We start from the raw sequence: 20,762 nt of genomic DNA on the forward strand, positions 1-20,762 counted from the left end.
TCTCAGGGCGCGGCGGCTTTGCCGTCGCGCCCTGACGTCATCTCCGGCCGGCGTTAATCCCGGAAGTACCAGTATCCGGTATTAATCAATGCCGCCAGCGTCGCCAGAAAAGCCGGGTCTTCCAGCGCATCGCCCAACATCTCTGCGCTTACGATATATTCGCGCGCCAGCGCGTTCGCCGCGGCGGCATGTTCGGTAACGATGCGTTCGCCGTTAACGAAGCACGTTTCACCGATGCGCAGCACGCGTAACCCGCCCAGGCGTTCCAGCATCTCGCCGCTTTGCAGCAGTTCATAAATTTCATCGGCCTGATAGGGCGGTTCCGGCGGCGCCAGATCCAGCTCGTGCCGGGACTGGGAAATGAACTCCCCGAACCAGTGACTGAACGTTTGCTTATCCTGCAACATCTCCGACATCATGGCGCGCAGCGTCTCCAGCTCATCGCTCTCCACCTGCGCAGGATGGGCGCGCGGGGTAAGCGCGGGATCGCTGTAGCGGCGGCCGCCGAGATCGTTCGCCAGCACGTAGTCGGCGAAACCGCCGATCAGCTCACGTCCGTTGGGGGCGCGGAAGCCGACGGAGTAGTTCAGGGCGTTTTCCAGCGCGTAGCCTTCATGCGGGAATCCCGGCGGAATATACAGCATGTCGCCCGGTTGCAGCTCTTCGTCGATGATGGCGTCGAACAGCTCGACCTGGAGCAAGTCCGGATGCGGGCAGTGTTGTTTCAGCGGCGTTTTTTCGCCCACGCGCCAGCGGCGGCGGCCGGTGCCCTGGATGATAAAAACATCATACTGATCGAGATGCGGGCCAACGCCGCCGCCGGGCACCGAGAACGAGATCATCAGATCGTCGATGCGCCAGTCGGGCAGTTGACGGAACGGGCGCATCAGCGCGGCGGACGGAACGTGCCAGTGATCGACGGCCTGTACCAGCAGCGACCAGTCGCTTTCCCCAAGATGGTCGTAGCTTTCGAATGGCCCGTGGGTAACCTGCCAGCGGCCGTCATGATGGCTGATCAGCCGGCTATCGACCTCATTCTCCATTGCCAGTCCCGCCAGTTCATCCGGCGAGATCGGATCGACAAAGTTCTTAAAGGCGCCTTTCAGCACCACCGGACGCTTTTGCCAGTAGCGTTGCAGGAAATCCTGCCAGTCGAGATCGAGTTGATAGTCCATTGTGCATTCCGTATGTGGGGGTTCAGCCGGATTATAGCGGATGGTGAAAAGAATACGTGACGGGCGCTGGCAAAAGGCGGAAAAATAGCCGTTCAGGCATCCGGCTGAAGCTGCTGACGGCCGAAACGGATGGTCATGCGGGCGCCGCCCAACTGGCTGTCGGAAATGGTGACGGAGCCGTCATACTGTTGCAGCAGCTCATCGACCAACGACAGCCCCAGCCCCTGGCCGGGGCGCAGGGTGTCTGCGCGCTGGCCGCGCTGGAAGACCAGCTCGCGCTTGCCTTCCGGAATGCCGGGGCCGTCGTCGTCAATGACGATAACCAACTGGTGATCGCTTAGCTGGGCGGTGACTTCGACGAACTCCAGGCAATACTTACAGGCGTTATCCAGCACGTTGCCCAACACTTCCATAAAATCGTTTTTCTCGCCGACAAACAGCAGTTCCGGCGAGACATCCAGCGAAAGCGAAATCCCTTTGCGCTGATACACCTTATTGAGCGCGGAACAGAGGCTGTCCAGCAGGGCGGGCACGGAATGCAGCTCCCTGGACAGCACGTTGTGCTCCGAAGCGGCGCTCGCCCGGTGCAGGTAGTAACCGATCTGCTGGGAAATACGGCTGATTTGCTCCAGCATAATCGGCTCGGCCTGCTCGATCGTCAGCTCCTTGCCGCTACGCAGCGAGCGCAGCGTGGTTTGCAGCACCGCCAGCGGGGTTTTCAGGCTGTGGGTCAGGTCGCTCAGGGTCGTGCGGTAACGGGTGTAACGCCGCCGTTCGTTGCCGAGCAGCAGGTTGAGGTTGCGTACCAGCCCGCGCAGTTCATTGGGCGGATTTTCATCCAATCCTTCGCGCTGGCCGGTTTCCAGTTCGCCGATTTGCTGAACCAGATTTTTAATCGGCCGCAGGCTCCAATATGCCGCCAGCCACAGCAGCGGCACCACCAGCAGGATATTTGCCAGCAGCACGTAGCTGAACCAGCCCCAGACGAGATCGGAACTCTGCAGCTCCTGCGGAATGGTATCGACCACCACGATGGTCAGCGAGGGCAGGCGGGCAGTCGCCGGATAACGGTTGACCGCCACCGAGTGCGTCATGGCGTCGGGGTCGTTGTCGTCGTAATCCTTGAGCTGATCCTGCACCTTGGGGTTGTCACCCAGGACGAAGCTGCTGAAGTGTTTATCGGCGTCCAGTTCGTAGAAGCCGGGCGTGCTCAGCCAGGACTTGTCGATGCGTTTTTCCAGCTGCGGCACGCGCCGTTGCGCCCACAGCAGGTTGCCGTGCTCGTCGTAGATCATCACCAGCGTCGGCGTGTTGAGATCGACGTTGGGAATGGAGGTCATGGTGAGCTTATTGTTTTCCCAGTGGGCGAGGCTGAAGTAAAGGTTACTTTCCCCGCGCAGCAGGCGGAAGGTGGTTTTGTCGAAGCTGATGGCATAGCCAACTACGGCGACGACGCCGTAGGCCAGCGACAGGGCGAACACCACCGCGGCCGTCGCCAGAAGGAAACGGCTGCGCAGTGAAAAAGGTTTGGTTTTCCAGCCAGCCCAAAAGTTTAGTCGCATCAATTGATATCGAACCGGTATCCCTGCCCGCGCACGGTGGTGATGACTTCATGCGGATATTCGCATTGCAGCTTCTTGCGCAGCCTGCCCATCAGCACGTCGATAGTATGGCTTTCGCGCAGTTCTGCATCGGGGTAAAGCTGCAACATCAGCGAGTCTTTGCTGACAACTTTGCCGTTGTTGCGGATCAGGGTTTCAATAATGGTGTATTCGAAAGCGGTGAGTTTAATCAGGTTCTGGTTTACCGACAACTCGCGGCGCGAGAGATCGATCTGGAACGGCGGCAGGGAAATAATCTGCGACGCCAGCCCGCTGTTGCGGCGCATCAGCGCCTGCATACGGGCGATAACCTCTTCCAGATGAAAGGGTTTGGTGACGTAATCGTCGGCGCCGGCTTCCAGCACGGCGACTTTGTCCTGCCAGCTTTCGCGGGCGGTCAGCACCAGGATCGGCAGCTTAATCTGTTCGGCGCGCCAGCGGCGAATCAGGCTCAGGCCGTCTTCTCCCGGCAACCCGAGATCGACGATGGCGATATCCGGCGTTTGCTCTTTTACGAAGAAGTCGGCTTCTTTTGCGTCTTCCGCCGCGTCAACCTGATGTCCCATTTCGCGCATTTGGACAGAAAGATGGTGTCGCAACAAGCCATTATCTTCAACGACCAGAATTCTCATAACGTGATCCTCTGCTAAAGCGGGGCTGGGTAATTGTAAAGTATGTTGCCGTAATGCGCATGCCGGCTGGCGCGTACATGACCAGCAGGGTATCGATCGCGCGTTTGCACAAATTTTCGCGACTGAGTATTCAGGGTTACCATTAAACCGTTGTTAAATCATGCTCTGCATACTATAAACGGAAATTAAACGCAGGGAAAAAGACGTAGGGCCAGGGTACAAAGAAGACAGGTACGGTGGTTAGCATGAGGCAGGCGGGGGGAAGCTTCGCGCCTGCTGGCAACGTTATTACGATGCATCGTGTGCAGAATATTTTGTTTATCCGGTCATTCCGTTATTTGTCCCGCCCTGGCAGATAAAACATATCGCACAGATTCCTTTTGGGTAGGGAACGCTTTATAACGCATGAACGTTGGTGATATGGATTATCGATCATCCGTTTCAGAACATTGACAGAGGGAATTATCAATGAAAACGCGCCTATTGCTGTTATCACTTATCATGCCCATTGCCGGTATGGCGTCTATTTATGATGAGGCCTACGACAGGGCTCAGGACGATGTCTGCCGGGACATTCTTCAGTCAGGAAGCGACAGCGAAATGCACAGGTGCATGGCGCTGATGAAAACGACGTCGGGTGAGGCGTTAACGGCGGTAACAAATACGCTGGAAAGCCAGCTTAAAAAAATGCCGGCCGTTGAAGGGGACAGTGTCCTGGAGGCTTTCATTGCTGACAAAAAGGCCTGGGAACTTTACCGGGATAAGCGCTGTAAGTACCGGGTGATGGGAACCCGGCAGGGAACATCTCTGCGGCAGGCAGAACAGAACCTCTGTATAGCAACGGAAAACTACCGGCGGATTGAAACGCTGAAGGACGAGCCTGACTTTCCCTGAATATACGGGCAGCGCCTGATTTTTTTACAAGACGGCCCTGCGTTTTTTCTGGGGCTGTTTTCTGTACGCTTGCCGTTGTATTTATGGATGCCTGACAGGTTCTCCGGTAATAAATAAAAATAAAGCCTCATATAAAATGAGGCAACAAAGTCAATAAAATGAAAATTAAATAACCAAAATAAAAGATGCGCTGCATTGTATAAACTACACATGTCTTTATCAAGAGGGATAATAAAAAAAGGTGCCAGCTTAACCTTTCTGAATTATATCGCGATGCCTGAATAACGTTCGGTGCCATCGTGTTGCCCCTTGCGGCGGTCATCGCGTATTGACACTGTCATTATCCGAAAGAGGGCGCTATTTCGGAGTTTGGCCCATTAGAATTTTGTACCCGGAATAAGGCGCTTATTATAGAGTAATCCCGCTGTTACAGAACAATAATCAGCCCGTACTCATTTTATAGAATTTTGAAACAAGGAGGATTTTCAATAATGAGAGAGCTTTCTAATGTTGAGGTCGCACAGGTAAGCGGAGCTGGCTATGTGCAGGATCTTGCTACTTATTATGGCAGTGTTTCAGGTGCTCAGATTGGTTTTGTGGTTGGTGCCATCGTGCCGATTATTTCACCCATAACGTCGGCGATTGGCTATTTCTTAGGTTCACAGATTGGCAGTGTGGGCGGATATATCGTTGGTGGCATCACGGAATCCATCATCTCCGTCATTAAACCTAAATAACATATTTTGTGATGGCGTGGTTAGCGCGCTCCTGACCATTGCTCTTTGAGATAAACGCCTGGTTAGCCGATAAGCCATTATTTTCTGGGCAAACGCTGATTTGCACATGTTGTTTTGACTGTATCGGCCAACCGCGAATAACCGTGATGAATCCGTTAATCGCGTTGATGATGACGTTCAGGCGTTCAGCCAGGACTGGCCTTCGGCTTTCATTTTTCTCTCCAGCTCGCTGCCGCGGGTGGCAAAGAGACGTTTAACAGGGAAACCGCTTTTTTCCAGCAGGCAGGCAAGCGCGGCATATTCCCTCGGATACTTTTCAGCATCACGCGTGTCGGTTTCCGTCAATCCCATGGGAAACGTGAAGGTTCCCATGTCGTAAATGCTCTGGCGGTGAAAAAGTTTCCAGACGCCATCCCGTTTCTCAACCAGATCGTAAAATCGATTATGGCTATTGCAGCCCAGGTTCAGTTTAACGTTCTCCGCGATAATAATGGCGTTGGTTTCAACCACGGCCTTGTCGCCGTTGAATGTGACAACCGGGCTGCCGATGAGATGTTTGGTTCTGAGGTCAGATGCCCCCATGCGCGCCGAGGCATCGACAAAATCGCTGAATAATCCTTCAAACCAGGTTACCTCAATGGTGCCACCGGGGTGAAACAGGGCGCGCAGCGCATCCCATTCCCCCAAGTCACGATGGATCCAGCCATTTATCAGGTCGGATATTTGCAGACGATCTTCAGGGATGTTTTTCATTTTTTAGCGCTCCGGTACACAACAGGTTTTACTAAGAGAGGTACTGGAGTATTCCCCTTATCTTCGATAATCTCCAATAGGTTAAAGTGACATATCAATCATATTTAATGATTGATTGCGGGAGGGGTATGGATTTACGTCAGCTGCGTTATTTTCTGGCGGTAGCGGAAGAAAAGCATTTTGGTCGCGCGGCCAGGGCGTTAAACATCGTGCAGCCCGCGCTAAGCATGCAGATTCGGGCCCTGGAAGATGAACTTGGCGGCGCATTATTTCGCCGCACCAGCCGGAGCGTCGAACTGACAGAGGCCGGAAAGTTGCTGCAGACGGAGGCTCAGCGAACGTTGGAGCAGGCCGAGTTCGCCCGTCATTCCGTAGCGCGCGCGCTGCGCGGAGAGACAGGCACGGTACGGATAGGGTTTGCCGGCAATGCCATATTCAGCGGTAAGCTGACGGATGACTTGCGTCTTTTCCGCAAACAATACCCGGATGCTGAAATGATTATCCGGGAAGTCAGTCCGCAGCAGCAGGTGGATGCGATCCTCTCCGGGCAACAGGATATCGGTTACACGCCGGATCACAGTAAAACGGTCGCGGCGGGGATCAACGTGCAACGAATCGGGGACTGGGAAATGCGGGTGGCGCTTTCAGACACCCATCCGCTGGCTGAACATCCGCATATCACCATAGACATGCTCTCCGGAGAACCGCTGATCCTGTACGACGCGCATGATACGCACGAACAACTGTATGTCATGCTCAGCCAGAAACTGCGGGACAAGCTGTATGTGGCGCAGCGCTCCGACAGTACTTTGAGCGTCCTGGCTGCCGCGGCCGCAGGATTGGGGCTGGCGTTAGTGCCCGCGCCGGTGCGGCAGGTTAAGGTTCCCGGGCTGGTTTACCGCAGGCTGAACGCCCCGGAGCTGAAGGCTAACCTGCTGTTGATCAGCCGTGAAGATGAAACCAACGGTGCGGTTAACGCGTATCTGGCGCTGGCGAAACAGAGCGTACCCTGAACCCGACACGTATTACCTGCGTGAAACATGCTTAAAAAGCAGGCATCGCTGCAACCTCGCCAAACCACCCGGTTGCATAACGCGATGCCTGCTTCATCCTTCTTAATTGCCTGATTATTTATCGCGTTTTTCCGGCGCGATCGTTTCCCGGATGTCGCTGACCTGCGCGGGCTTCACGGCTGAGGCCTGATTTCCCCAACTGCTGCGCACGAAGGAGAGCAACTGCGCCACGTCGTCATCGCTTAAACGCCAGGCGAAGTCGGGCATGGTCAGCCCGGTCGGCGCGCCGGCCGTTACCGGCATTTTGCCTCCCTTGAGCACGATGCTGATCAGTGAAGAGGGGTCATCGCTGAGCAACACCGGGTTTTGCGCCAGCGCCGGGAAAGTATTGACGTAGCCTTTGCCGTCGGTGCGGTGGCAGGCGGCGCAGTTATCAAGGTACAACTGTGCGCCGGGGCGGCTGACATCACCCTTGATCAGCGCCGCCTGCGTGCCGGCGTCATAGGCCGCAGGCTGCTTCGCGCCGTCGCCGGCGGGCTTCAGCGATTTAAGGTAAACGGCGATGGCGCGCAGATCGGCGTCGTTCAGGTGCTGGGTGCTGTCCTGAATGACGTCGGTCATTGAGCCGAAGGCGGCGCTGTGTTCGGTATGCCCGGTTTTCAGGAACCGGGTGATGTCCCGTTCGCTCCAGTTGCCCAACCCGGTGAGCGGATTGCCGGTCAGGTCAGCCGCGTGCCAGCCTTCCAGCGTGCCGCCGGTGAGGTATTCCTTGTCCTGCTGATCCAGCGCTTGTTCCTGGAAACCGATGCCGCGCGGCGTGTGGCAGGTGCCGCAATGTCCCAGCCCCTGAACCAGGTAGGCGCCGCGGTTCCATTCAGCGCTTTGCTGCGCATCGGGCTGATAGGTGCCGTCATGACGAAACACCAGATCCCACATGAATAACGGCCAGCGCATGCTGAGCGGCCATGGGATATCGCTCTCCCTGTTTTCCTGCGCCGCGGGTTTTACGCCGTGCATAAAGTAGAGATACAGATCCTGCAAATCGTCATCGCTGACTTTGACGAACGATGGATAAGGCATTGCCGGGTAGAGACGGCGTCCGTCTTTGGCGACGCCTTTACGCACCGCGTCGGAGAAGTCAGCGAAGCTGTAATTGCCGATGCCGTTTTTTCGGTCCGGCGTGATGTTGGTGGAGTAGATGGCGCCCACCGGCGTTTCCATCTTCAGCCCGCCGGCATAGGGTTGCCCGCCGGGGCCGGTGTGACAGGCCGTGCAGTCGCCGACGCGCGACAGGTATTCACCATGGGCGATGCGCTGCTGCAACGGCGTGGCCTCCGCGGCCAGCGCGCCGCCGGCGCACGCGGTCAGTAACAGGGCGGCGATTCGGGTTAACGTGTTTCCTGCTTTCATTTTGGTTCTCTCCCTGTCATGCCTGTACCAGCGGGCCGGGGTTGGGCAGGTAGCGGGTGCGGATGGCATGGGCCGACCAGTAAGCCAGCGCGCCGACCACCCCGGTGGGGTTGTAGGCCAGGTTCTGCGGGAAGGCGCTGGCGCCGAGCACGAAGACGTTGGGCACGTCCCAGCATTGCAGATACTTGTTCACCACGCTGTCGGCCGGGTTTTCGCCCATGATGGCGCCGCCCGTGGTATGGGTAGACTGATAGGGGCGCACGTCGTAGTGGCTGTCCATGTTCATCACCGAAACCGACATCTGCTTCGGGTTCATCGCTTTAGCGATCTCCTGCATTTTGTCGGTGACGTAGCGGGTCATCTTCAGCTCGTTGGGTTTCCAGTCGAACGTCATGCGCAGCAGCGGCTGGCCGTATGCGTCCTTATAGGTAGGATCGAGGTCGAGATAACAGTCGCGATAGGGCATCACTGAGCCTTCAGAGCCGATGCTCATCGAGTGCAGATAGTTATCCTTGATGCCCTGTTTCCAGCCGGAGCCCCAGGTCGGCGTGCCTTTGGGCAGCGCCATTTGCTGAATCGGACGCCCGCCGGTACGCACGGCGGAAACATAGGCGCCGCCGATAAATCCGAGGCCCGAATGATCGAAGTTTTCGCCGTTCAGATCGTCGATAACCGTGCCTGCCGCGCCCGCGCCGATGAACGGGTTGAAGTAGGTGTTTTTGTCATAAAACAGGGAGATGCCGCTGTTCATCTGATAAGCGTAGTTCTTGCCCACCACGCCTTCGCCGCTGACCGGGTCGTACGGTTTGCCGATGCCGGACAGCAACAGCAGACGCACGTTGTGCAACTGATAGGCGCTGAGCACTACCATGCCTGCCGGTTGTTCGATCTCGCGCCCCTGCGCGTCAACGTAGGTGACGCCGGTGGCTTTGGTGCCGCTGGAATCCAGGTTGACCTTAATTACCATCGCCTGGGTACGCAGTTCGAAATTCTTGCGTTGCAGCAGTACCGGCAGAATGGTGGACTGCGGCGACCCCTTGGAGTACATAAAGCAGCCGAAACGTTCGCAGTAGCCGCAGTAGTTGCATGGCCCGAGCTGCACGCCATACGGGTTGGTGTAGGGCTGCGAGCAGTTGGAGGCCGGAACGGGGAAGGGGTGGTAGCCCAGTGATTTGGCCGCCCGGGCGAACAGGGAGCCGGAATAGAGTTGCTTCAGCGCCGGCGTTGGGTATTCGTTTTTGCGCGGCCCTTCGAACGGGTTGCCGCCATCAATGATTTCGCCGTTCAGGTTGCCTGCGGTTCCTGCGGTGCCGCAGACTTTCTCGAATTTATCGAAGAACGGCTCCAGTTCCTCATAGGTCACGCCGTAATCCTGCACCAGCATGCCCTGCGGAATGACTTTCTCGCCATAGCGTTCAATCAGGGTGGAACGCAGCTTCAGATCGGTGGGCAGGGCGCGCCAGTGCATGCCGTTCCAGTGTACGCCGGCGCCGCCCACGCCGTTGCCCGGCAGGAAAGAACCGAACTGGCGGTAAGGCACCGCGCGGTCGCCGGGGGTATGGCGTACGGTCACGGTTTCTTTGGAGGCGTCCTGAAACAGCTTGAGCCGGATGCCGTAGCTCAGCTCGTCGGCAATACGCGGGTAGGCGAAGTCGGGATAAGTGTCGCGCTTTTCACCGCGCTCCAGCGCCAGCACGCTCATGCCGGTTTCACTGAGTTCCATGCCCATAATGGCGCCGGTCCAGCCGAAGCCTACGATGACCACGTCAACCGGGTCTTTTTTTATTGTCGTCATGGTTATACCGTCCTTTTGCTGGAAATGCTGACCGGCCCCAGGGGATAAGGCTCGTTAGGGTGATCCACCCAGTCGGTGAAGTCGGCGCGGGCGCCGGGAAAACCGATCAGCTTCCAGGAGGCGAGACTTTGATTACCGCCGTGAATAGGGTCGGCCAGATAGCCCTCTTTGGTGTTTTGCAGCAACTGGGCGAAGAAAACGTTGGATTTCACCGCCTCGAACTGTGGTTCGCCGGCTTCCAGCGCATGCAACACCTGATCCTGCGTTGGTGCATCCAGCTCGGCAAAGCGCTTCTGGTACTTTTGATTGCAGTAATCATTGACTGCGCTAATGCCTAAACGGTAAATATCACGCGGCGTTAGCTTGGACTGATAGCCCAGCTCCGGCACGGCCTCAACGAACGGGGGATGCATATACCACAGGCCGCCATGCCCGTAAGGCGCTTCCATCTGCTTATCGATGAAGACCGGCACGCCTTGCTCCGTGGCGCCCGGCCCGTTTTCATCGCGGGGGATAAGCCGTTCGCAGGCCGCCAGCAGGAAGGCCCACTCTTCGTTGTTAAAATAGACCGGCACGTAGTGCAGGCTGATGCCCGGCCCGCGGTTTGCGTCGTCTGCCCGCGCCGGCGGGGAAAGGGAAACGACGCCCGTACCGGCCGCGGCGGCCAGAGGGATCAGGGTCAGGGATTTTTTCAGAAAAAGCCTTCGTGAAGGTATCGCATCTTGCGGTTTAGACATGGCATCACCTTGCATCAACATTCAGTGTTTAAATGACGTCGGCCTGCGGCCTGGTTGTGGTAGCGGAACGTCCCTGCCCGTCTTTTTGAGGGCGGCTTTTCAGCCGCGGTCCATGTAGGTATGAATAAAGACCATTTTTCGGGTGTGGTCTAAAAGTACAGGCATGAAAAGTAATTAAAACAATTTATTCATACTACAAATAAAATAATGCAACAAAATTGCTAAGTAATACAAAATGTGCGGAATTATCTGTGGAGGCCGGCCGGTGCGAATGACAGGGTGAAAAATAAACACATTTCGTGAAGGCGATCTCAGACAAAGGTTAATGGTATTATTAAGGTATTATCGGATTTACAGGATACCTTTGTCGCCCTACATAACAAGGAAGCCTCTGGTAATGAAAAATAATAATCTCAAGTTATCCATAATGATGTTCGTTGAATGGTTCATCTGGGGAGCCTGGTTCGTACCTTTATGGCAATATCTCAATCAGTTAGGCTTTACGCCCGGCGAGATAGCCTGGTCCTACAGCAGTACCGCCATTGCCGCGATCCTCTCTCCCGTGCTGGTCGGCGTCATCGCCGACCGTTACTTCGCCGCACAGAAAGTGCTGGGCTGGCTGCATCTGGCCGGTGCGGTGCTGATGCTGCTGCTGGCCTGGCAAACACACTTCTCCGGCTTCTTCCCGCTGCTGGTGGTGTACGCCATTACCTACATGCCGACCGTGGCGCTGACCAACAGCATCGCCTTCGCCAACATCGCGGATACGGAAAAAGATTTTCCGCGCATCCGGGTGCTGGGCACGCTGGGCTGGATTGCCTCCGGCCTGATCGTCGGCTTTATGCTGCCGCCGCTGCTGGGCATGGACAACATTTCCGACACCAACCTGCCGCTGATCGTGACGGCGCTGGCGTCCGCCATGCTGGGGGTTTACAGCTTCTTTTTACCGGACACCCCGCCGAAACCGGTTGGCGCCGTACAGGTGAAGAACCTGCTGGGGCTGAATGCGCTCGGCCTGCTGCGCGACCGCTCTTTCGCCACCTTCGCGCTCTGTTCTTTCCTGTTCTGCATGCCGCTGGCGTTCTATTACCAGTTCGCCAACGGTTATCTGACCCAGGTGGGGCTGACCAACGCCACCGGCTGGATGACGCTGGGCCAGGTCTCCGAAATTTTCGCCATGCTGGCGCTGCCGTTCCTGCTTAAGCGTTACGGAATCAAGAAGGTGCTGCTGCTGGGCTTCATCACCGCGGCGGTGCGTTATGTGCTGTTCATCTACGGCGGAACGGCGGACATGCTGATGTACAGCATGCTGTTCATCGGCATCTTGCTGCACGGCGTCAGCTACGACTTCTATTTCGTCACCGGCTACATCTACGTGGACAAAAAAGCGCCGGCCCATATGCGTACCGCCGCGCAGGGCCTGATTACCCTGATATGTCAGGGGTTCGGCAGCTTTATCGGCAACTGGCTGGGCGGAAGGGCCATGACGGCCTTCACCCTGGAACAACCGAAGGACGGCATGACGTTTGACTGGTTTACGGTCTGGGGCGTCGGTGCCGCGATGGTGGTCGGCGTGATGCTGCTGTTCATCTTGTTCTTCCGGGAGAAAGACAAGCAGATTGATCCGGTATCGGTGCCATCATGAGTAACCGGAACAGATTTCACTTTTCCGCGGGGACAACCCGCCGTAGTCGCGGAGTATTTTTATGACCTTAAACGTTGTCGATCAGCCCGTTCGTCCGGAGGATCAGAAAGAAACCGAACGGCGCATTCTGGGCGCGCTTTACGGCCAGATGTTGGGAGATGCATTGGGTATGCCGTCGGAACTGTGGCCGCGCGAACGCGTACGCCGCCATTTCGGCTGGATCGATCACTTCCTTGACGGCCCGGCGGAAAACAGCGCCGCCTGTTACTTTACCGCCGGCCAGTTTACCGACGATACCTCAATGGCGCTGGCGCTGGCCGATGCGCTGCTGGAGGCGGACGGGAAGGTGGTGCCGGAGTTGATTGCGCGCAACGTTATCCGCTGGGCGGACAACTTCGACGCCTTCAATAAAAACATTCTCGGCCCCAGTTCCAAGCTGGCGCTGAATGCGCAAAAAGCAGGAAAATCCATCGACGAGCTGGAAAACAACGGCGTGACCAACGGTGCGGCGATGCGGGTGTCGCCGCTGGGCTGCGTGCTGCCGCCGCAGCCGCTGGAGCGGTTTGTTGAGCAGGTCTGGCTGGCGTCCAGCCCGACGCATAAGTCCGACATCGCCGTGGCCGGCGCCGTGGTCATCGCCTGGGCGGTATCGCAGGCCGTCGAGGGGATGGACTGGCAACATATCCGGCTGGCGCTGCCCGCGGTAGCCGAATTTGCCCAGCAGTACCGGCCTTCGACGTTCAGCGCGTCACTGGCGGCGCGCATTGAGCTGGCGCTGTCTGTGGTGAACGGCAGCCAGGGCAACGAAGTGGCGTCCGAGCGGGTTTATCAGCTGGTGGGCGCCGGCGTCAGCACCATCGAATCAGTACCGGCGGCGATTGCCATGGTGGAACTGGCCGCCGGCGATCCCAACCGCTGTGCTTTGCTGAGCGCCAACCTGGGCGGCGATACGGACACCATCGGTGCGATGGCGACCGCTATCTGCGGGGCGCTGAACGGCGTCGATACGATCGATAAGTCGTGGATGGCGACCCTGAACCGGGTGAATCCGCTGGACATGACCCGCTACAGCAGCGCGTTCGTGCGCTTCCGGCAGCAGTGGCGGGAGGCGTTATGAGCGACGGCGGAAAGGCGGGCGGTTGGCTGTCGCGTTTCCGGCAGCAGCGCGATAATGCGTTGCCGGTGACCGTCGTCGGGGCCGCGGTGTTTGATCTGGTCGCGCGGGCGGACGGGTTGCCGCCGCGCGGCGGCGACTTACCGGTTGCTTATCAGGGCACGCACCTGGGCGGCTGCGCGCTGAACATCGTACTGGCTCTGCAACGGTTGGGCGTAGCCTGTGAAGCGCTTCTGCCGGTGGGGGAAGGGATGTGGGCCGATCGCCTGCGGGTGGAGATGGCGCGCCTGGGCGTACGCAGCCGCATTCAGGCCGCCGGCGAGGACAACGGCTGGTGCCTGGCACTGGTCGAACCCGATGGCGAGCGTACCTTTATCACCCTGGACGGCGTGGAAAACCGCTGGCGCCGGGAATGGCTGGAACCGCTGACGCCAGCCGCCGGGTTAGCCTATTTTTCCGGCTACCAGCTGGCGGCGCCCGGCGGCGGCGCATTGATTGCGTGGCTGGAAGCCCTGCCCGCCGCGGTGGTGCCGGTACTGGATTTCGGGCCGCGTCTGGACCGGATGTCCGACGCCCTGCTGCAGCGCCTGATTCGCCCCGGCGTCATTCTGACGCTAAATGAACGGGAGGCCGGGTTGCTGGGAATGGGCGCTGACGTTGCCGCCTTCTGCCGGGAGTTATGGCAACGGACCGGGCAACTGGTGGTGGTCAGGCAAGGGGAGCGGGGATGTTATTACTTCCGCGCGGAAGATGATGCCGGGCAGCTCGCGGCTTATCCCACGCACGTGGTGGACACCATCGGCGCCGGAGACAGCCACTGTGCGGGGCTGATGGCCGGATTGGCCCGCGGACTCACGGCGCGTGACAGTCTGACGTTGGCGGGCGTCGTCTCGGCTTACGTAGTGGCGCACCGCGGCGGCGACTGCGCACCGGATCTGGCGCAGCTAACGGCATTCGCCGCCGGGTGACTGAGAATAGCGGGCGCACAGCAGTGCGCCCGGAATCAGCCAGCCATGGTGTACTCGTACATATCGCCGCGGCAGTAGCTGATACTGTGCTCCAGCGGGTTCTGCGCGTTGTCCATCAGCGTCTGGCGAATAACCAGAATGGCGCACGGATCCTTCAGCAAAAGTTTGCTTCTTAATTCCGCATCGGCCAGGGTGGCGCTGATATGGCTGCTCAGCTTGCCGAACTGAACCTGACGCTTATGCAGGTAGTCATACAGCGAAACGTCGATGTCCTGCGGATCGTCGATGACGTTCTCGGCAATGTAAGAAATGGCGAAGGAGACGGGGGTCTGGTCGATGGTGCGGATACGCTCCAGCAGGTAGACCTGGCTGCCGGCAGGCAATCCCATCAGTTCAGCAATGTCATCCGGAACGGTGACTTTCTCCCGCTTCAGCCATACTGAGCCAGGCACTCTGCCCTGCATGGAAGCTTCGCTGGAGAAACCTTTGATGTTGGCCAGCGAGTAGGCCAGCGGGGGTTGCAGCGAGGGTTTGATTTGGGTGCCGAATCCGCGGCCCCGATCGATGATGTTATCCTGCTCTAAGCATGCTAACGCCTTGCGTACCGTGATACGTGAAATACCAAGGGCGTCGGTGAAAGCGCGCTCGCTGGGCAGGAAATCGCCGGGCCTGACCAGCCCTTGTTCAATCGCTTCCCGAACAGACTCATTAAAACGCAGGTAGAGCGGCATTGAACCGGTATTTGCGATATCGTCCTGCAATTTTTCCAATAGCTGCGCGTTGATTTCAGCACTCATATTTATAAACGTCCAAATTCTGTTTATTTATTGCGGAGGATGAATAAGTAGTGTAAAGCCTATACAAATTGCATTGAAGTAAAATATTGCGAAAATCGATTAAAAAGCACTATTTAAGTAAAACTAGTCTAAAAAGGTATTAAAAAAACTATTTACATCGCGGAATTCTTATAACGTAATAGCATTAAATATACAAATTTAATATATTAAAACGGTAAAAATGCTATTTAAAAGACGCAGTTACCAGCGTAAAGATTTTAATCGCGCAGCGGATGGCCGATATTTTTTCAGCGAAAACCTCTTTTGCCTTAATTTGCGTTACTTATCTGAGAACAGTCTGTAAACAGGGCATTCGTCCATAGGGTTGATATAGTCGCGGAGTGAAAATATAAGTGCGGATATCTTATTTTCTCACTGAAGGCCGCCCGGCAGGACGGCCTTTATCATGGCGGTGATCAGCTCAGTTTATCCACCAGCGTGACGGCGGCGCCAATATAGTTGGCCGGCGTCATTGCTTTCAGGCGTGTTTTTTCGTGCTCGGGCAGGGCCAGACTGTCGATAAACGCCTGCATGCCGGCGGCATCGACGCGCTTACCACGGGTCAGCTCTTTCAGCTTCTCGTACGGCTTTTCGATGCCGTAACGGCGCATGACGGTCTGAATCGGTTCGGCCAGCACTTCCCAGTTAACGTCCAGCTCGTCCAGCAAATGCTGGCGGTTGACTTCCAGTTTGCTGATGCCCTTCAGGGTGGCCTGATAGGCGATAAGTGCATAGCCCAGTCCCACGCCCAGGTTGCGCAGCACGGTGGAGTCAGTCAGGTCGCGCTGCCAGCGTGAAACCGGCAGTTTGCCCGCCAGGTGACCCATTACCGCGTTCGCCAGCCCCAGGTTGCCCTCCGAGTTCTCGAAGTCGATGGGGTTAACCTTGTGCGGCATGGTGGAGGAGCCGATTTCACCTTCCACGGTTTTTTGTTTGAAGTGATTCAGGGCGATGTAGCCCCAGATGTCACGGTCAAAGTCGATCAGGATGGTGTTGAAGCGGGCGATGCAGTCGAACAGTTCGGCGATGTAGTCGTGTGGCTCAATCTGCGTGGTGTACGGATTCCAGCGGATGCCGAGCGAGGTGACGAACTCTTCGCTGAAGGCGTGCCAGTCGATGTCCGGGTAGGCGGCCAGGTGGGCGTTGTAGTTACCGACTGCGCCGTTGATTTTGCCCATGATGTCGATGTTGGCGAGCTGATGGAACTGACGCTCCAGGCGATATGCCACGTTGGCGAACTCTTTACCGACGGTGGAGGGCGAAGCCGGCTGACCGTGGGTGCGTGACAGCAGGGGGATGTCGCGGTATTCGCGCGCCAGTTCGCTGACGGCGGTGAGCAGCGTGCCCCACATCGGCTTGATCACCTCTTCACGCGCGGTATGCAGCATCAGCGCGTGGGACAGGTTGTTGATGTCTTCGGACGTACAGGCGAAGTGGATGAACTCCGACACCGCGTGCAGCGCCGGTACGGTAGCGACTTTTTCCTTCAGGAAATACTCTACCGCTTTCACGTCATGGTTGGTGGTGCGCTCAATTTCCTTGATGCGCCGCGCGTCCTGCTCGCCGAATTCTGCGACGATTTTATCAAGGTAAGCGTTTGCGTCGGCGTCAAATGCAGGAACTTCGGGAATCTGTGCGCATGCCGCCAGTTTTTGCAGCCAGCGTACTTCCACCTGCACGCGAAACTTCAGCAGACCGAATTCGCTGAAAATCGGACGCAATGCGCTGACTTTATCGCCGTAGCGACCATCAATCGGGGAGACGGCGGTCAGGGAGGATAATTCCATCGGTAGCAACTCCAGAATAAAGGAAATGAGAAAACGGGGAACAATGCATCACGGCGCCGGGCGTCAGCAATGCGTTAATAAATTTTGCGCCATCTGAAAGATCTTATTGCGCGAGAACATCAACTGCATGCGTCCGCCGCCAACCTGTTGCCACAGAATACCGGCGCGGATGCCGGCAAGCAGCGCCGCGCGGACTTTCGCCTGAATCAGCGGGGTTTGCAGAATGGCGGGCGAACCGGTGACCTGAATGCGCGGCCCCAGCGGGCTGATGACGTCAACGTAAATACCGGCGAGCGCGCTGAGAATGGTTTCTGACGCCAGATCAAAATGCAGCAGTTGGCGCTCAATGCCGCCGATGCGGTCGGCCAGCGTCTGCAAGGCTTCGTTGTTGGCGTAAAGCTTGCGCTCCAGCACCATCAGGCTCAGGGTGTAACGCGTCAGTTCGGCGCCGGGGCCCTGGCGGTTGGCGTTGAGCATATTAAGCAGCGTTTCCAGCCCCATTTTCAGCACGCGCTCGTGCTCGCCGAATACGGCCAGCGTTGAGGACGGATTGGTTTGCAGGATGCTGCTCAGAGAGGTATGCAAAGCGCCACTGTCGCACTGCCCTTCATGGGCAAGCTGCTGGACCAAACGGGCGGACTGGCAGATCCCGGCCAGCGCCAGCGTGATTTCGTAGTAGTTCTTTGCCACGGCTATTCCTCTGTGCAATCTGTCTGACTTCCGCATTAAAACCGGAAGGTGTTTCGGGGGCAAATCATGCCATAAACTCACGGTCAAACACAGTGCCAATCGCGTGGTTGTGCGTTCAACTGCGTACAACCCGGTTTTTTCCAAGCTCCTTGGCCCGGTAAAGCGCCGCGTCGGCGCGCCTGAAAGCGGCAACCATCGGAGCCTGCCCGGAATGGTAGGCAATGCCGAAGGAGAGCGTAACAACGATCGTGCTGCCATTCGGTAAACGGAACGGATGAGCGGCGATGCGTTTTCTCAGGTACTCGCAGTGGCGGACGCAGTCGGCGATGCGGTTATCATTGCGCACGATGGTGAATTCCTCCCCGCCGTAACGCGCGATGAAGTCTCCGCCGTCGTTGGCTTCCCGCAGCAAAAACGCCACTTCGCGCAGTACCTTGTCGCCGGCCAGGTGGCCGTGAATGTCGTTGAGCTGCTTGAAATTATCGATATCAAGCATTACCAGGCAGCAGGGTGTGCCGCTCTGCTCCAGTTCGCTCAGGTGCTTACTCAGCGCGTGGCGGTTATGCAGGCGGGTCAGGGCATCGTGGCGCGCCGAATCCTGCGCGCTGAAGAAGGTGCTGAGGTGGCGGCGCATTGCGCTGAGCGCCTGATAACAAATCAGCAGGCAAAGGAAAGAGATAATCTGATAGATCAGACCTTCGAGCTGCATCTGCCGTTCGTTCAGGGCGGGGGAGGCCACCAGCAGGCGGAACAGGGTGAGCAGGGAAATGACGATCAGAAACGGCGACAGCCGGTTATATCGCCACACCCTGGCTACCAGCATCGGCAACAGCATCAGGCTGAGGACAATGTTATCCAGTACGATGCCGCCGGTGAAGGTGACGTTGATTAACAACGCGAGAACGCCGGGCAACCACCCGGCGATAAACGTTACCAGCAGAATGGGGACAAACTCGAAGCTGTAATAAGCTTCCTGAGTGATGTAGAGCTTGTTGACCGTCAGATGCAGGGAAACCAGCCCGGCGATCAGGCCGAACAGCACCCGGCGCCAGGGGGCCGAACGGTAGCAGAGTGTGTCGCGGCGGCTAAGAAAATAGTAACCTGCCGACAATGAGGCATAAGTGATACATGCGTTAACGTATAACGTATCGAGAGACAGCAACGATAGCATCAATATTCCCGTCGATTGGTACGGATGATTATGGCTGGCGTAGTTCCGGACTCTGTTCTAATACGGAAACAAAGACAAAATGGCCGGGAAACCGGCGCAAAACCGTTTCCCGGCAACCTTGATTATACTGTCAGCCGCTGTTCGATAACGCCGCCGCCAAGGCAAACTTCGTCCTGATAAAACACGGCGGACTGGCCGGGCGTGACGGCCGCGACGGGTTCGTCAAAGCGCACTTCAATGCGCTCTGCGTCCAGCGGCGTGACAGTGCAGGGAATATCAGCCTGGCGATAGCGGGTTTTAACCGTGCAGCGGAACGGCGCGGTAACGTCGTCGCGGGACACCCAGTGCAACTGCTGGGCAATCAGCCCGGCAGAGAACAGGCGCGGATGATCGTGCCCCTGGGCGACCACCAGTACGTTGTTGGCGACGTCTTTATCCACCACATACCAGGGGTTTTCATCGCCATCTTTGGTGCCGCCGATCCCCAGTCCTTTACGCTGGCCCAGCGTGTGATACATCAGCCCCTGATGCTCGCCGATTTCCGCCCCGTCCACGGTGAGGATTTTGCCGGGCTGGGCCGGCAGGTAACGGCCGAGAAAATCGCGGAATTTACGTTCGCCGATGAAGCAGATCCCGGTGGAGTCCTTTTTCTTCGCCGTCGCCAAATCAAGCTGCTCTGCGATGCGGCGCACCTCGGGCTTTTCCAGTTCTCCCACCGGGAACAGGCTTTGCGCCACCTGCTCATGGCTCAGGGTATAAAGGAAATAGCTCTGATCTTTATTGGCGTCGATGCCGCGCAGCAGTTCAGTTTTACCGTTCGTGTCGCGACGGCGCACGTAATGGCCGGTGGCGATAAAGTCCGCGCCCAGATCTTCAGCGGCGAATTCCAGGAAGGCTTTAAACTTAATCTCTTTATTGCACAGAATATCCGGATTGGGCGTACGGCCGGCTTTATATTCTTCGAGGAAGTGCTCGAAAACGTTATCCCAGTATTCCGCGGCGAAGTTCACCGTGTGCAGTTCAATGCCCAGCCTGTCGCACACGGCCTGGGCGTCGGCCAGATCGGTGGCGGCGGAGCAATATTCTTCGTTGTCGTCTTCTTCCCAGTTCTTCATGAACAGACCAGCAACCTGATATCCCTGTTGCTGCAATAAATAAGCGGATACGGAAGAATCAACGCCGCCGGACATACCGACGATCACTTTTTTCTGGCTGTTATCTGACATGAATGTCTCACTGACTGGAATGAAAAAAAGTTTATTTCTAAAGGGAGCGAATTCTACCACAGTGCAATACGCAGCGCACGGGCGAACGGCCCCCGGAGGTCAGCGGGCAGGCGGGCGCCAGTTAAATGCGCTGAGGATCTCCAGCGGATAGCGCTCCGGACGCTGATAACGCAAAATGCTTTCCCGTACCAGCGGCGAGCGCAGCCGGTCAGAGGTGATGATCTCACCGGCGCTCAGCCACAGGCAACGGTCGATGTCGCTGTCGTGCGGCTGGGTCGGCGGCATGTCCGGCAGATCAATGGCGAACGTAAAGCGCAGGAACGGCGTGGCGTCGGGCGCAACCCATTGGTACATCTGGAGCAGCGACTGCGGCGCCGCGTCGATGCCGGTTTCTTCCCACAGCTCACGCACGGCGGCCTCAATCAGCGTTTCATCGGCTTCCAGATGGCCGGCAGGCTGATTCCAGGTTGCTTTGCCGTTGATGGTTTCCTCAACGGTAAGGAATTTGCCCTGTGACTGCACCACGCAGGCAACGGTAACGTGCGGTTTTAGCATAGGAATATATTTACCCGAATAAG

General features: G+C 57.2%; 19 protein-coding genes. 6 read left to right on the forward strand and 13 right to left on the reverse strand.

The genetic code is table 11. From position 1 onward, the window contains the following. Nucleotides 1-53 precede the first annotated feature (53 nt). From C8D90_RS01605 to phoP, 3 genes are all read right to left on the reverse strand, one after another. Entirely contained in the window at nucleotides 54-1,175 is a 1,122-nt protein-coding gene (locus C8D90_RS01605) for a ribosomal protein uL16 3-hydroxylase (RefSeq protein ID WP_115456666.1), read from the reverse strand. A 92-nt stretch (nucleotides 1,176-1,267) separates the two neighbouring features. Beyond that, nucleotides 1,268-2,737, reverse strand: a complete 1,470-nt coding sequence (gene phoQ / locus C8D90_RS01610) for a two-component system sensor histidine kinase PhoQ (RefSeq protein ID WP_115456667.1) — start codon at nucleotides 2,735-2,737, stop codon at nucleotides 1,268-1,270. Then, nucleotides 2,737-3,408 carry a two-component system response regulator PhoP gene (gene phoP, locus C8D90_RS01615; RefSeq protein WP_115456668.1) on the reverse strand — a complete coding sequence of 224 codons (672 nt, stop codon included), beginning with the start codon at nucleotides 3,406-3,408 and terminating at the stop codon, nucleotides 2,737-2,739. Before phoP ends, phoQ begins: the two co-directional genes overlap by 1 nt. A 468-nt stretch (nucleotides 3,409-3,876) precedes the next feature. Here phoP and C8D90_RS01620 point away from each other — a divergent pair, with 468 nt between their 5' ends. Continuing rightward, on the forward strand, nucleotides 3,877-4,302 hold the full coding sequence (locus C8D90_RS01620; RefSeq protein ID WP_115456669.1) for a lysozyme inhibitor LprI family protein: 426 nt from the start codon (nucleotides 3,877-3,879) through the stop codon (nucleotides 4,300-4,302). A gap of 491 nt (nucleotides 4,303-4,793) precedes the next feature. Beyond that, entirely contained in the window at nucleotides 4,794-5,039 is a 246-nt protein-coding gene (locus C8D90_RS01625) for a hypothetical protein (protein ID WP_115456670.1), read from the forward strand. 177 nt (nucleotides 5,040-5,216) lie between these two features. Here the strand turns inward: C8D90_RS01625 and C8D90_RS01630 are convergent, their stop codons facing one another. Next, the gene (locus C8D90_RS01630) at nucleotides 5,217-5,792 is read right to left on the reverse strand and encodes a nuclear transport factor 2 family protein (protein ID WP_115456671.1); all 576 of its coding nucleotides are present in this window, start codon (nucleotides 5,790-5,792) and stop codon (nucleotides 5,217-5,219) included. Nucleotides 5,793-5,920: 128 nt separating this feature from the next. On the opposite strand from C8D90_RS01630, the gene C8D90_RS01635 reads away from it, so the two are divergent. Then, a complete protein-coding gene (locus C8D90_RS01635; RefSeq protein ID WP_115456672.1) occupies nucleotides 5,921-6,805 on the forward strand; it encodes a LysR substrate-binding domain-containing protein in 885 nt (294 codons plus the stop codon). 114 nt (nucleotides 6,806-6,919) lie between these two features. On the opposite strand, the gene C8D90_RS01640 is transcribed toward C8D90_RS01635, so the two are convergent. Genes C8D90_RS01640 through C8D90_RS01650 form a run of 3 tightly spaced genes read right to left on the reverse strand, consistent with a single transcriptional unit; the run spans nucleotide 6,920 to nucleotide 10,747 of the window. Next, nucleotides 6,920-8,215 (reverse strand): c-type cytochrome, encoded by a 1,296-nt coding sequence (locus tag C8D90_RS01640; protein WP_115456673.1) that lies wholly within the window; start codon nucleotides 8,213-8,215, stop codon nucleotides 6,920-6,922. A 16-nt stretch (nucleotides 8,216-8,231) separates the two neighbouring features. Further along, nucleotides 8,232-10,010 (reverse strand): GMC family oxidoreductase, encoded by a 1,779-nt coding sequence (locus C8D90_RS01645; protein WP_115456674.1) that lies wholly within the window; start codon nucleotides 10,008-10,010, stop codon nucleotides 8,232-8,234. A 2-nt stretch (nucleotides 10,011-10,012) separates the two neighbouring features. Further along, entirely contained in the window at nucleotides 10,013-10,747 is a 735-nt protein-coding gene (locus C8D90_RS01650) for a gluconate 2-dehydrogenase subunit 3 family protein (protein ID WP_196238477.1), read from the reverse strand. A gap of 397 nt (nucleotides 10,748-11,144) precedes the next feature. Between C8D90_RS01650 and C8D90_RS01655 the strand changes: the two genes are divergently transcribed. From C8D90_RS01655 to C8D90_RS01665, 3 genes are all read left to right on the forward strand, one after another. After that, nucleotides 11,145-12,392 (forward strand): nucleoside permease, encoded by a 1,248-nt coding sequence (locus C8D90_RS01655; protein WP_115456676.1) that lies wholly within the window; start codon nucleotides 11,145-11,147, stop codon nucleotides 12,390-12,392. A gap of 61 nt (nucleotides 12,393-12,453) precedes the next feature. Next, nucleotides 12,454-13,509 carry an ADP-ribosylglycohydrolase family protein gene (locus C8D90_RS01660; protein ID WP_115456677.1) on the forward strand — a complete coding sequence of 352 codons (1,056 nt, stop codon included), beginning with the start codon at nucleotides 12,454-12,456 and terminating at the stop codon, nucleotides 13,507-13,509. Further along, nucleotides 13,506-14,474 carry a PfkB family carbohydrate kinase gene (locus C8D90_RS01665; RefSeq protein ID WP_115456678.1) on the forward strand — a complete coding sequence of 323 codons (969 nt, stop codon included), beginning with the start codon at nucleotides 13,506-13,508 and terminating at the stop codon, nucleotides 14,472-14,474. The genes C8D90_RS01660 and C8D90_RS01665 overlap by 4 nt, the downstream gene beginning before the upstream one ends. 35 nt (nucleotides 14,475-14,509) lie before the next feature. Here C8D90_RS01665 and C8D90_RS01670 read toward each other — a convergent pair whose 3' ends face one another. The 6 genes from C8D90_RS01670 to C8D90_RS01695 all read right to left on the reverse strand — a co-directional run bounded on the left by C8D90_RS01670 (nucleotide 14,510) and on the right by C8D90_RS01695 (nucleotide 20,739). Continuing rightward, nucleotides 14,510-15,271: a GntR family transcriptional regulator gene (locus C8D90_RS01670; protein WP_115456679.1), complete on the reverse strand. Its 762-nt coding sequence runs from the start codon at nucleotides 15,269-15,271 to the stop codon at nucleotides 14,510-14,512. Between the two features lie 455 nt (nucleotides 15,272-15,726). Next, complete coding sequence (gene purB / locus C8D90_RS01675) at nucleotides 15,727-17,097, reverse strand: adenylosuccinate lyase (protein ID WP_115456680.1); 1,371 nt, start codon at nucleotides 17,095-17,097, stop codon at nucleotides 15,727-15,729. A 63-nt stretch (nucleotides 17,098-17,160) separates the two neighbouring features. Next, entirely contained in the window at nucleotides 17,161-17,787 is a 627-nt protein-coding gene (gene hflD, locus C8D90_RS01680) for a high frequency lysogenization protein HflD (protein ID WP_115456681.1), read from the reverse strand. A gap of 115 nt (nucleotides 17,788-17,902) precedes the next feature. Beyond that, entirely contained in the window at nucleotides 17,903-18,958 is a 1,056-nt protein-coding gene (locus C8D90_RS01685) for a GGDEF domain-containing protein (RefSeq protein ID WP_115456682.1), read from the reverse strand. 122 nt (nucleotides 18,959-19,080) lie between these two features. After that, nucleotides 19,081-20,184 (reverse strand): tRNA 2-thiouridine(34) synthase MnmA, encoded by a 1,104-nt coding sequence (gene mnmA, locus C8D90_RS01690; protein WP_115456683.1) that lies wholly within the window; start codon nucleotides 20,182-20,184, stop codon nucleotides 19,081-19,083. A 99-nt stretch (nucleotides 20,185-20,283) separates the two neighbouring features. Next, a complete protein-coding gene (locus C8D90_RS01695; RefSeq protein WP_115456684.1) occupies nucleotides 20,284-20,739 on the reverse strand; it encodes an NUDIX hydrolase in 456 nt (151 codons plus the stop codon). Nucleotides 20,740-20,762: the final 23 nt, after the last annotated feature.

Origin of the sequence: Enterobacillus tribolii, from assembly GCF_003363015.1 — a bacterium.
GTDB classification, from domain to species: Bacteria; Pseudomonadota; Gammaproteobacteria; order Enterobacterales; family Enterobacteriaceae; genus Enterobacillus; species Enterobacillus tribolii.